9 protein-coding genes are annotated in these 12,732 nt (G+C 43.0%); 4 read left to right on the top strand and 5 right to left on the bottom strand.

Features of this window, described 5'->3' with window-relative positions:
- Positions 1-117: 117 nt before the first annotated feature.
- Positions 118-690 (top strand): hypothetical protein, encoded by a 573-nt coding sequence (locus AACS90_RS06310; RefSeq protein ID WP_099122161.1) that lies wholly within the window; start codon positions 118-120, stop codon positions 688-690.
- A 154-nt stretch (positions 691-844) separates the two neighbouring features.
- On the opposite strand, the gene AACS90_RS06305 is transcribed toward AACS90_RS06310, so the two are convergent.
- From AACS90_RS06305 to AACS90_RS06295, 3 genes are all read right to left on the bottom strand, one after another.
- On the bottom strand, positions 845-1,543 hold the full coding sequence (locus AACS90_RS06305) for an alpha/beta fold hydrolase (protein WP_099122160.1): 699 nt from the start codon (positions 1,541-1,543) through the stop codon (positions 845-847).
- A gap of 180 nt (positions 1,544-1,723) precedes the next feature.
- Positions 1,724-2,206 (bottom strand): RidA family protein, encoded by a 483-nt coding sequence (locus AACS90_RS06300; RefSeq protein ID WP_099122159.1) that lies wholly within the window; start codon positions 2,204-2,206, stop codon positions 1,724-1,726.
- A gap of 12 nt (positions 2,207-2,218) precedes the next feature.
- Positions 2,219-3,643 (bottom strand): NAD(P)/FAD-dependent oxidoreductase, encoded by a 1,425-nt coding sequence (locus AACS90_RS06295; RefSeq protein WP_099122158.1) that lies wholly within the window; start codon positions 3,641-3,643, stop codon positions 2,219-2,221.
- Positions 3,644-3,660: 17 nt separating this feature from the next.
- Between AACS90_RS06295 and AACS90_RS06290 the strand changes: the two genes are divergently transcribed.
- Positions 3,661-3,954 carry a hypothetical protein gene (locus AACS90_RS06290; RefSeq protein WP_099122157.1) on the top strand — a complete coding sequence of 98 codons (294 nt, stop codon included), beginning with the start codon at positions 3,661-3,663 and terminating at the stop codon, positions 3,952-3,954.
- Positions 3,955-4,049: 95 nt separating this feature from the next.
- On the opposite strand, the gene AACS90_RS06285 is transcribed toward AACS90_RS06290, so the two are convergent.
- Both AACS90_RS06285 and AACS90_RS06280 read right to left on the bottom strand, forming a co-directional pair.
- Positions 4,050-5,453 carry a coniferyl aldehyde dehydrogenase gene (locus AACS90_RS06285; RefSeq protein ID WP_099122156.1) on the bottom strand — a complete coding sequence of 468 codons (1,404 nt, stop codon included), beginning with the start codon at positions 5,451-5,453 and terminating at the stop codon, positions 4,050-4,052.
- Positions 5,450-6,229: a lysoplasmalogenase gene (locus AACS90_RS06280; protein ID WP_099122155.1), complete on the bottom strand. Its 780-nt coding sequence runs from the start codon at positions 6,227-6,229 to the stop codon at positions 5,450-5,452. Before AACS90_RS06280 ends, AACS90_RS06285 begins: the two co-directional genes overlap by 4 nt.
- 794 nt (positions 6,230-7,023) lie before the next feature.
- On the opposite strand from AACS90_RS06280, the gene AACS90_RS06275 reads away from it, so the two are divergent.
- The gene (locus tag AACS90_RS06275; protein ID WP_099122154.1) at positions 7,024-11,472 is read left to right on the top strand and encodes a hypothetical protein; all 4,449 of its coding nucleotides are present in this window, start codon (positions 7,024-7,026) and stop codon (positions 11,470-11,472) included.
- Positions 11,465-12,727: a hypothetical protein gene (locus AACS90_RS06270; RefSeq protein ID WP_099122153.1), complete on the top strand. Its 1,263-nt coding sequence runs from the start codon at positions 11,465-11,467 to the stop codon at positions 12,725-12,727. Before AACS90_RS06275 ends, AACS90_RS06270 begins: the two co-directional genes overlap by 8 nt.
- Positions 12,728-12,732 lie beyond the last annotated feature (5 nt).

The following is a 12,732-nucleotide window of genomic DNA, read 5'->3' as shown; positions in this document are numbered from 1 at the left end:
TAATATTTACAATGACCGGGCATCTTTTATTTAATCATCCTGGAATTATATGAGGTACGGCGACTGATATTGAATGTTAAAAAAGATAATAATTGACATAGTAGATTTATGCTATAAATGTCTGAGCGTTATCAGGTGGTAATAAATAATGATAATTTTCCAAAAAACATTCCAATCAACACAAAAAAGAGGATTGATATGTTAACTTTTAATGAACGCGTTAATATAGGGATCAATATAATTAAAGATAAATTAGCTCGTTATGATCCTTCTTTTGTGCAAATAAAAATGAGCGGAACCAATGACCCTGGCGTGTACAATAAACTGATAAATGATATTAGCGAATTAAAATCAATGAGTCTGGTATTTAGACTTAATAATTCCGGTCCACATGACCCGGGTGGTGCGTCGATTCATGAGATTTCACCGGGAAAATTTGCAGAACCACAAACTTCTTGGATAGTAGATGGGGTATATAAAAATCTTGATTGGCCTTTTCGTGTAACTTTAGAGGAAGCATTTCAATTGAAATTGGAACATGGCTATACCTCATCGTTTTGGTACGTCCAAGCTCAAAAATTATTAGCACCTAAGCATACAATAGTTAGGAAATCATGTTTTGTTTTTCTCCAATGTGACGAATCAAAAATTTTTATTGATGCATTGACTAAAGAAGTTGTAAAAAGATGAATAATAAAAATGTTATATTAATTCGTTAACCAAAGAAGTTAGAAAAAATCATCACTCAGGTTTACTTCTCAGATAGGTTTCTGTCGTATTAATATGACAGAAACCTAAAGCCATAAATTAAAAATATTTTCATAAGATATTTCATACGCCTCAATTACGATGTATTGATAGACTCTTCCAGCCATGTGCTGATAATTTTTACCAAATTAATAGGCTGTTCAAGTGGCAGCATGTGGCCGGCATTCTCGATAATACGTAATGTGGATCCTGGGAATTCACTTTGCAACGATTTCGCTTCTGCCAGTGTTCTCAGTTCATCACAGGCTGAAGCAATAATTAATACAGGGTAATTATGAGGGCTAGATAAATAGGTTGGATTATCCCGTTGCAACATCAACTGGCGGATAAATACATCTGGCCCTAGCCGTAGACTCATCGCGCGGATGAGTTCAATAAGATACTGATTATTTTTATTATTACTATGAAGCGATGTCCGAATGGTAGTTAGGCTGAGTCCGTCAAAGAACCCATTTTTCACTATTTCTGCCGTACGGGATTTTATTGCTTTCTGATTATCGCTGTCTGGAAAATTTGAAGTAGCAATGAGCACTAAGGCTTCAATCCTTTCTGGTACTAGACTGGCAATCCAGCGAGCAACGTATCCTCCTAAAGAAAACCCCACTAAAACAAATCGGTCTGGTGACATGGCAATATTATGAAGGGCAATTTCTCGAAGATTTTTCCCCAGAGAAATATCACCATAGACGATATTACCCAACGCAGATAATGCAGGCTCCATCTCTTGCCATAATGTTTTATCAGTCATAAGTCCCGGAATTAAAAATAGATTCACGCTTTCTCCTTACAAACAATGATAAGCTCCGATAATCCTGCTCTGAGAAGAAGTTTATCCGGGTGACTGAATAGCTCTACTCAATCAACGCTTCATAATAAAATACTGTGGAAGAATCAGACCCTGAGCGATCTGCACGGGTCTGGATAATTTCCTATTATGGAAGGTTGTAGTTAGCACTCAAGGCCTAACCGCTGTGACCTCAATCTCAACACGCCACGCCGGATTACCTAATTTTGCCACCTGAACAGTAGTGCGAGCCGGTAGATTAATGGAGTTTTTCTCATTGAAAAATTGAGAGTACCCTGCCATAAATCCCTTAAAATCCATATCTCCGTTAGTCTCTTTACCGCCGACCAAAAATACCTGCATCTTGACAACATCTTTCATTCCCAGACCAAGTTCCCCAAGGTGAGTCTGGATTTGTTTCAGGACACTGACGGTCTGCGCCTCCGTGTCACCATACGAGGAAAGTACATCATCTGGTGCATCTTTCTTTATTTTAGTCGGCACTTTTCCACTAAGGAAAATGATGTTTTTGCTGTTACTGACTTCCACAGACTCCGAGATCGGCATACCTTCCAGTTTGTGGTAACGAACACTTTCAGCATGTGCGATCCCCCAGATAAAAGGAAGACATAACAGCATGTTTTTATAACGCATAATACTTTTTCCTTATGAATTGAATCGTGAAAGACTGAACGGAGTCGGATCAATAATCGGCGTCTTACCCGTTAGGATATCGGCTGTAACTTCAGAGGACGCAGGCCCTTCAGACATTCCCCAAATTGTTGCTGTATTAATGACAAGTCCAGGGTATTTTTCCACTTCCGAAATAATAGGAAGTTCATCAGCCGTTGGACTGACAACAGCTCCCCACCGTTCTACGACTTCAGAGTTTTTAAACACCGGAAATTCAGCTTTCATACGCTCAAATACGCCATCCAGATGCTCATTGTTTTGTGTTGCCGTTGCAACGCGATGTGTTTCAAATGGTGTAACTTCATCCATACCCCATTGAGTAGTTATATTGAATGAGTTAAACAAATCTTCCCCTAGCTTAAATTTCAGTGGCAAATCACCTCCACTCAAAAGGTGCGAAAATTGAGATCCCAATAGGAAACTGTCTTTCACAATAGAACTGGTGAAAATACGTGGCGCAACGGCGTAGGTTCCATCAGCCTGCTCGCGGAAGTGAATACCATTTGGCAGGTGAACATTACCGCGAGGAGCTCCCGGGGCACCAGAAACGCGTTGTTGTGACAAATAAACATTCAGTGTTGGGATATCAACACCGAGATTTCCCATGAAGAGACGTGACCAAATACCACCAGCCAGAACAACAGATGGTGCCTTAACGGAACCTCTTTCAGTTACGACACCGGATACTTTCCCTCCAGCGGTTTCAATACCACGTACCGCACAGTGAGTGAATATTTTCACCCCGATTTTTTTGGCATACTGAGCCAAAATCGGTACTCCGGTTTCTGGATCGACACTCCCTGAATCCTCTTCAAATCCAGCGATTTTCCATGGTGTTTTTGCATTCGCCAGTCGTTTAGTTAATTCATTTCCTCCAATAATTCGTGTGTTCAACGGCGTGCCGAAACCAGCTGCTTCTCGTGCTGATATAATCCAGTCAATAGAACGAGCTAAGTCCTCTTCACTTGAAGGAACCTCAACACGGCCCTGTGTTCTATAACTGGTATCTGCGCCAATCTTTTCATTCATTCCCCGCCATAGCTTTTTGCTGTAGTGGTGCAATGGGAAAATTTCGGGAGAGGTTTTGTAGCTGATAACCTGGCTGTAAGCACGGCCTGATTGTTCGCCCGCGATGGCCCCTTTTTCAAACAGAGTAACGCTCATTCCTCTTTCCGCCAGATTGATCGCTGTCAGAACGCCTTGAATTCCGCCCCCAATAATCACAGCATCAGCTTCTTTCGGTAATTCCCCGCGAGTGCCATCTACGGGTAATGCCCTGGATTTAGTGACGATAAATTTACCGTCCCGACGAACCATTGGAACTAAAGCTGAGGCTCCGCTAGCCAAGACACCAGCAGCACCAACGCCTAACAGCAACTTTCTTCGAGAGATTTGCATATTTACCTCGACTGCCCTTGAAAAAGGGCGTTAAGCAACACACTAAAACCCCAGTCATTGATCTGAAAGAGAGCGCTGACTTCAGTCCACACAAAGAAAATCAAGTCGTTGCTGAACTCGCCAACAAAACGCTTGATCCTTTGTTCGTACCTCGCCAAACCACGGAAGGAAAATCACGGAAGGAAAAACTACAGCGAAGAATACTCAATACGCGCCCTGTGTCATTACGAAAAAAATGTCTGAATAATATTGGTGGAGAGCACATCATCTTCCACCACAAACCTATTCTATTTATTAACTATATTCTCTGATCTGCATTCGTCAACGCAGAACAGTATTTGAATTTTATGAAAAAGAGGGTTTAGCACCGAACCTGTGACAAGACAGCGGTTTCTAAATGAGTTTTTTATCGAGTGAGAATGCGGATAACCATATTCACAAACTTGCCATAGGGTGGATGTAGCATATCTGTCAGTGACGGATTGTATTTGCGCAAAATAGGCATGGCCTTGGAAAAGGTTTTAAATCCTTCATAACCATGATATTGCCCCATACCGCTCGGGCCTACACCACCAAAGGGTAAACCTGTACATGCAAATTGATATAGCGTGTCATTGATGCAGATACTACCTGCGACGATGTGCGATAAAGCCGCTTCAATGCACTTGTTATTTCGACTAAAACAATAAAAGGCTAATGGGCGTTCATGACTTGCAACATAGTGGATTGCTTCATCATAAGAACGGTAGGTTTTGACTGGTATCAGGGGACCAAAAATTTCTTCTTGCATAATGGCGCTGCTATCGTCTGGGTTTAGAACTAGCGTAGGTGTGAAAACACGCTGCTTCAGTGCTTGTTCTTGATCAGTGAGAGGTATAAGTGGAATGGCCTGATGACCGCGAGTGATCGCATCTTCAAGTAATTTGATAAGACGTTGATACTGGTTGTCATTGATAATGCTAGTATAGTCTGGAAAGTTATTTGGTTGGGGATAGCGTTTCGATACTTGTTCCTTAATCTCTGCGATAAACGGCTCAATGACGTTTTCCGGTAATAAAATATAATCTGGTGCTATACAGGTTTGTCCTGAATTGAAAAGTTTGCCCGTTATAATGCGGGCCGCCGCTTTTTTCAGATCAGCATCGGGAGCAATCAGTGCTGGAGATTTTCCGCCAAGCTCCAGCGTAACAGGCGTAAGGTTTTGTGCGGCAGCTGCCATGACTTTTTTACCATTCGCCTTAGAACCCGTGAACAACAGGTGATCAAAGGGAAGGGCAGAAAAATCGGCTGCAATATTTGCTCCGCCTTGTGCAATACTGACGCGATTTTCAGGAAAAATTTTGCTGAGCAGTTTTTCTAAATAGGCATTGGTGTGCGGTGTATGCTCTGAAGGCTTGATAAAAACATGATTACCTGCGGCAATCGCGGCTATTAATGGTATGAGAGTCAAATTCACCGGATAGTTCCACGGTGCCATGATACCAACAACGCCAAGTGGTACATAGCGTATTTCAGCCTTTGCTGGCCATAATTGCCATCCGACCTTGTATCTTTGAGGTTTAGCCCACTTTTTAAGAGAGCGCAGACAAAGATCAATTTCATTCAACACAATTACTGCTTCTGCCATTATGCTCTCATGCCTAGAACGATGGCCGAAATCACAAGAAATTGCTTCCGTCATTTCATTTAGGCTGGCTTTAAAATTTTTGCGGAGGCATATCAAATCATCCCGACGTTGTTTCTCATCAGGTCGATTTTGTTCCCATGCCTGACGCAGAGCATTAAATTGAGTGTTGATTAGTTTTGTCATTGATCTCGCCTTATCACTGAGCGGCTAAAACACCATTGAGCGATATAATAAGTGCTGAGTACCAAAAAGGGGCTTAATGGCGTTTCAAAGTAAAAACGACCATAAGCGAGCAGGCTATCACTGATAGCAAAAAAGATGCCGCCAATCGCCGCTGTATTCGCTGCATTTTGTGCTAAGGGCATCGGATTTTTAAAGGGATAGACAATAGCTCTATTAACCGCCACTCCAGCCATGAAAGCCAAAATCGTAGCATAAATAGCAACAGGAACTCTCATACCGTTAGGCAGATTATTCAACAGCCCGATAAATATTAATAATGCGATTATTATAAATATGATAAAGATCGCCAATATAATGAAAACCGTACGAATAATTATAAATTTTGAATGAGAAGAGTGATTTTTAATATCAGAAATAGAAATACTGTCGCCACATAGAGCATAAATGTAAGCGCAATGAGTGAGTAGAAAACAAAATAGGCCAGCCAAAAAATAGTCTTGCGGTAACATTAAAAAAAAGTCACCAGCTGCGGCAAATGTAAGCCCGAAAGCAATAGCGTTTCGGTAACGTATTGAGGCAGGTGTGCGGATTAGCAGAATCCAAAACACTAACAATGCTGTAGCTGTAGGTTTAGTTAGGTAATGGAGCCAAATCCATGATGGATTTACAGATGTACTAAGTAAAATACCTGTTATGGCGCTGGCTGAAAGGAGCGTATAAAGTAAACCTATTCTGTTAAAAACACCATGTCGAGGAGTGCAATGATTTGATAACATATGCCTCATCCCGCTGTTTCTTTCTTATTTACAGTATCAGAAAAACTGTTATCTGCAACGAATAACCAAAATACCAGATATCGAGCACTTGGTAAGCTTTATCCTCGTTCACATTTATCAGATATATACTTTATGTCTGAAGTGAGAAGGCTGCACTGCTTGCCAAAACACTGCCCGTTCCAGTAAATGTGAAAACTGCTTATGTAGAATGATTACACTCAACAGATTGAATATACGACCGTTAAAGGGCGTTTGGATAATGTGATAACGTTGTAACGGATAAATTAACGTGACACAGAATTCTGAACGCCCTCTTAATTTATGAGATTGATTTATTTAAATACCCTTTTAATTTATTTGAGGGGTTTATTTAAAGGTTTGTTTTATTATTGAAGATAGGTTTTATAATTTTAGAGGATTATTTTTATTCTTAATTTAATTCATACTAATAACGTCGAATAATAAAGGTTTAAAATTGAAACCATTAATTAGCTAGAATTGAAAGTTAGCTATACGTCACATAAATGTCGTCTTTAACTGATGAAAAAAGGGTGAAATCGCATTAATGTTATTAATTGCGTAGCTTAAATGTCACATTCAATTTATTTTTGTAAAGTAGATAAATCTTTTTCTACTTAGTTTCAGGTGCTTATCATTTTAAAAAGTATGTCTATAGGAGGATATGTTCATTCTCAAGGGGATTGTTTTTTCGGGATTTTCTGCCGAATTATTTATACGGTTATTGAGTATTTATTGTGATAACGAAAATAGTCATTTAGAGAGATGAAATACAAATGAAAACGCATATTCTACATTTTGACCTAGCTCAAAACCATTTACGTACCCAATCCAGTCAATTAAATCTTTGGGTTGGTGAATATAATATACCGTTGCAAGAACATGATGAGTCAAGTTTAGCCAGAGCAGCTGGAGAAAATCCTGCAATAGATATGGTTCTGCGTTACGGTTCACACAATATCAGCCATTTCGCGGAGATACCTGAACACTATTTTTTACCTCATCACGTTACGCTAATTAAAGTGGTTGGTGATAAATCCGGGCCTTATCGTTCTTCATTACCGGTTCTTTATCATCTTTCTTATCATATTCCCAATGCTCATTTACATCGTTATGCCAAACGTAACAGAGAAAAACTGGCAGTAAATAATATAGAAATGGCTTTACCGGGTAAACTTAGTGCTCTCGGTGTTAATAGCCAACATGTAGCGCGAAATTCTATTCATTACGCCGATTTGTGGGTTGCGACTAATGAAATTAAAACACCGTGGGATATTGCTTGCTCTATTGTGTTTTCCCATCCGGAATTGTCTAACAGTCAGGCTTATGCAGCATCAATTGTCACTCATGCACATATTGCCCCACCACAGGCAATAGACCCACTGCAATATAACCGAGTTTATGAACTGGCTATATCAATATCGAGTCAGGGACCTGCGACAGAGACAGGCGGTTTTGCCACTTATGGCCAATTGGTTGCCCCTGATGGCAGTGCAATGTTTTACGAATTTGACTGGGTAGGTCAAGACGGACAGGTGATTTTCGCCGAAGGTGATCCGGTGATGCAATATAACCTATCGGATGAAACGGAGAATTATTCTGGCTCGCCAACATCTAATGCACTGAAAACTTCGCATAATGATGGTCGTCTGCAAAATCATAATTGGAGTGTCAGCCAAAGTGCGTCTCTGGACGTTGCTGAATTCAAAGATCAGGCTGCAGCATTGACAATTAAGCGGGGCACCAACCAAATTTGGACTGCCACCAACCGTACTCCTAATCACGGTATGGATGTGTATGCCGACAGCATCCGTTACGATAGCAGCCAAAGTCATTTTTCCATTGATTTTAAGAACAAATACTTACGTCAGCTAGGTGTCTATATTCAGTTCTTTAAAGACACTAAGATGGAACAGCCGATCGATAATCCAAAGGTTGACGGTGATTGGCCGTTTTATTTTCCTAAAGAGCTGGCGGCATTATTTGAAACGCCATCACAAAAAGCCCTTGGTGTGTTGGCTAATGTCAATACGATCATGGGGATTCCGATGCCCACTGATCCCACTAACTTTGGCTTGCCCTGGCCAGCTGAAGCTCAGGCGGCTAAATTTTTGTTTGGTGGTTTGGGAACTTCCCGCTGGGAAGACCCGATTATCTGGCCGGGTGTAATTTTGACCGGTATGTTCCAGTATGGTATTCCGGCCCTGATGATGTTGGCTGGTGCCGCAGTAACTAACACTCAGTGGTATAAAAATTTTATTTCCGATAAGGATAGTGTTGCTGCATTAGCCGCTGTTGCCTTCCCGTTGATTGGTGGTGGGGCAGCTGTCGGAGCAGCGTTATTCAATACCAAGAAAGTGCTCACCAGTTTAGCCAGTATTGCCATTGGTATTTTGGCCAAAAAAGGGATGGAAGCATTAGCCACTTATGTTACCGCCCAGATAGCAGCCAGTGCAGCCGCTCAGGCGGTTCCGGTGGTGGGTTGGGCGTTTCGGCTCGCTTCAATTGCACTAGATTTTGCGCAGATTGCAGTGACGACGGGGGAGTTGCTTTCCACACCAGCTACCCTGGAAGTGGATATCAAGCGCCAGATGACTTTGGCTTTTACCCTGCATCCCGATCCTGCTCATGGTGAAACGGGCCGCCCGGAAACCGCAATCTGGCCGCCGGTGGCAGTACAGTGCCAGGTAACCGTTGAATATACCAACGGCACCTACTATACCCAGACTATTCCATTACCCGCGACAGGTTCCAATACACTACTATCTTTTAATTTCAATTCGGTTGGCTGGGGTGGAACACTCAAAATCAAGGCTAATGTCTATTCAGCCACTGGCTGGTTAGCGGGGAGCTACACCAGTGATCTGCTGAATGCGCAGCCAGATGACCCTAATGAAGGCATCATGCGCGTCAGGGGTAATATAAAAGAGATGTTGGTGCCGCTGACTCAGGTGACTCAATACGAATATTGGGAACAGCTGTCTTACGATAGCGGTAAAAAAGAGTACCAGTGGATTGAAGGCAGCGTGCCGTTGGAAACCCAGTCTTCAACCAATTGTAGCAATGTAGGCAATAACATCTGCAAGCTGGTCAATATGACAATCCTGAATTCAGATTATCAGGTTGGTTACTGCTATCAGGCTTCTGGGCAGGATATTCCACTGGAAGATCCATCAAGTCCACCCAATAGCGGCCAGATGTACGTGTTGCAAAACATTTCCACTTTGGACAACGACTCGTTGAATGAACGTCTGAAATTATCTGCGGTAGGTTTCAAAGTACAACCACTGATCAGTTATAACAGTTTTGGCGAAGGTCCAGACGAAAAAACCATCACGCCTTATAACTTTATTATTGATTCACGGTTTGGTGAATATCACTTACGTCGGGTGGACCTGCGTGATGGCAGCCATAATTTTGGTTTGACGGATAATCCGCTTTCGTGGGGGACTTTCACCATTCCACATCTTGATGCGATGGTGGTTCATCCGAGCGGCTATGTCATTGCTGTCAGTTGGCAATATAGCAAGATGCAGATCCTGACGTTGGGTGATCAGGGCTATCCGGATGATCAGGCTCCAGCGGCACAGATTGTCTCTGGAGAAGGGGTTCGGCAAGGGCTAACTCATGGGCCAATTGCCCTGACCGTAACCCCAGATGGCCGCATACTATTATTGGAGACAATCAATACCCGTATTCAGGCGTTTGATACTAAAGGGAACCCATTCGCGAGTTTTGCGGGTGTAACACTGTTTCAACTTGCCACCGCTGATTATCAGGCAACACTGGATGCTCAGGAGTTTTCTCCGGCATTACAACAAGCATTTCGTGAGCAGGGGCTGACATTCCTGTTCAGTAACAGTGATCCAAACTTTATACGTTTGCTGAATGCTGGAGTACTGGACGAGCAGATTATTAACACCTTTGCGCATGATGGGATCTATCTAAGTTATAACCAGACCGCAGACGGTAATATTGACCCAGTTGGCAGCACAACAGTTGATGTGATACAGCAAGGGCAGAGCTGGTTGGTATATGATCCGCAGAAACCCGCGACTTACACGCTGACCGCTCAGGGACAAACGGTATCTGTATATAACGATTTGAGTAATGTACGGGTTACCGCTATCGGTCAAGGTGTCAAATGGCAAATTGATGATCTTAGCAGTGCTCGATCCTGGCTGTTAACCCTTAATGCAACGAATCCTGCTCAGATTACGGTAGCGGATTATCTGTCCTATATGCCACTGAATAAGCCAGCCGGGATTACGTATCTGGATGTTGCGGTTGAGGCGAAGGGATATATTTATGTCTTGTCATACCGTAACGAAGGGCGGGATCCAACGGATTATATCCTTGATATCTATAATCCTGACGGTACTTTCCTGGTAACTGTCCCTGATTCGACCTTAGTGCCTGATCCAGCTAGACGCCAGCATATTGTTGCCGGACATCTGGCGATAGATTCGTTCCGTACTCTGGTGGCGATGAATTACGGCAAATTCCTGGGTGAAAATCAACGTACCCAACCACAGATCAGCCAGTGGAAGCCAACTACACCAATATTCGATCTGGGTATCGATCAATTACCGATATTCCAGCAACACGATATGGATAAAATCCGCGCAGTTTTTGCTGACAACAAACACCCTCTTAGTAACAAGGCAACGATCGAAACTATCAATAAAAATGGTTATTTCATCATTACTGATGTTAGTACCCGTTACCCAGTTATTTGCACCGTGGATGGCGATAATCAGCAGATTATTTCTGTTTACAGTTTCTCGGAGAGAACTATGCCATTAAAAATTTATAACTCAGGATTTAAAGAGGTTTTGCAACTATTAGGTATCCCAGAGATCGATGTAACGGAGAAAGTCGTTGTTGCATCTTCGTCGCAAGGATCTTTACGGCCTGACGACCCACTGTCACTGGCTCCTTCTTATACGGCAGAAGTGTCGTCAGCATCGGAGCTATTGACCCTTTCTGGTATCCCCCCTGTTGAAGCGCCGATATCCTTTCCGGCAACCGTTGATGTTTTTGCGATTGCTGAACTGGAGATTGCTGATGACGGGGTTCTGAACATTAGCAATCCGACTTCAAGACCGATAGTGGTGGTGGTTGACACTTTGGCGCTTAAGCAAGGTGGGCAACTGATATGTGACGCCTCTGTGATTCTAAACGTACAAACTTATACCCAAACTCAGGAGAACTCCCATGAATAAAATGAAAACGGTTAACGAAACTTTGGCTGAATTGCGTGAGCATTATCATTTGACCAGTACCGAGCGACAGCCAAAGCAATTGAACACTTCGGACTTTGACGGGCCGGTGATATTTTCTAACGATCCGAAAATAGCCACTGTGCCACCCGCGTTCTTTACCGTACAAACCATACAAGAATTGAAGGAACTTGGGGGGGTGCCTGACAGTGAGTATGGACCAGGCGGAATGGAACCCCATCATCCGCTACCTGAACCCTATTCTGCTGAACGGTTGGCAAATGTCACCGGTAATCATGCTGATATATGTAAAGCTTTCCGCGCTTATATCTATGGTTATTCTCCTTTGGTCAAAGATTATGAAGATATTCTGAACGCTAAACGTTTCCCGATGAAAGTCGCGTTATACAGTGGTGAAGATATCGTTGTTACTGCCAGTAATCCATTGATTGTTGGAAGTAAAGATAGTCACGGAGAACCTGTTAACTTAAGTTTTAATAAGATAACGATTCAACCTGGCGGTAAAGTTATTTATCTCACCAATGGCACGGTTCAGGCGAACGAAGTGATCATAGTTAGTACCTTAGGAGGTACAGATAATGATGGCCCGAGCATTGAAAATATTGGAGGGAACGGAGGCAATGGCGGGAGCGGAAACAGTGGCTCCAATGGGAAAGACGGCAGTAATGGTAACTCCGGTAAAGATAATAAAAACTCCTGTGCAATACAGGCTACGTCAGGTACTGCGGGTGGCAATGGTACTGATGGAGCCAAAGGAAGTGACGGCGAGAAAGGAGGAGATGCAGCGGATGTCAATTTTAAAACCGGTACCATCACAGGCTTTGTGAATATGCTGACACAAGGCGGTAATGGTGGTAATGGCGGTAATGGTGGTAATGGTGGTAGTGGCGGGAGAGGAGGGAATGGCGGTAGCTCTACCAGCGAATGTAGGGCTGGAAACGGCGGTAATGGTGGTAGTGGAGGCGATGGTGGTGCCAGCGGTAATGGTGGTAACGCCGGTAACGGCGGTAACATCTATTTTACTTACAACGAAGGGGGGAGCGCATCCTTTAAGGCCAGGGCAATTGCCGGCAATGGTGGTTCTGGTGGCAATGGTGGTTCTGGTGGTGTCGGCGGCGGCGGCGGTACTGGTTATTCCAGTGGTAGCTCAGGTAAAAATGGTATATCTGGGAGCTCAGGAATTGCCGGAAAAGCAGGTACCGTAGGCTCAGTTTATGTCAATGGCAAAAAACAATAACGGCA

This window comes from Xenorhabdus sp. KK7.4 (assembly GCF_963876465.1).
GTDB classification, from domain to species: Bacteria; Pseudomonadota; Gammaproteobacteria; order Enterobacterales; family Enterobacteriaceae; genus Xenorhabdus; species Xenorhabdus stockiae.
Note: the sequence above shows the minus strand (reverse complement) of the source record. Positions and strands in the feature narration are given on the sequence as shown.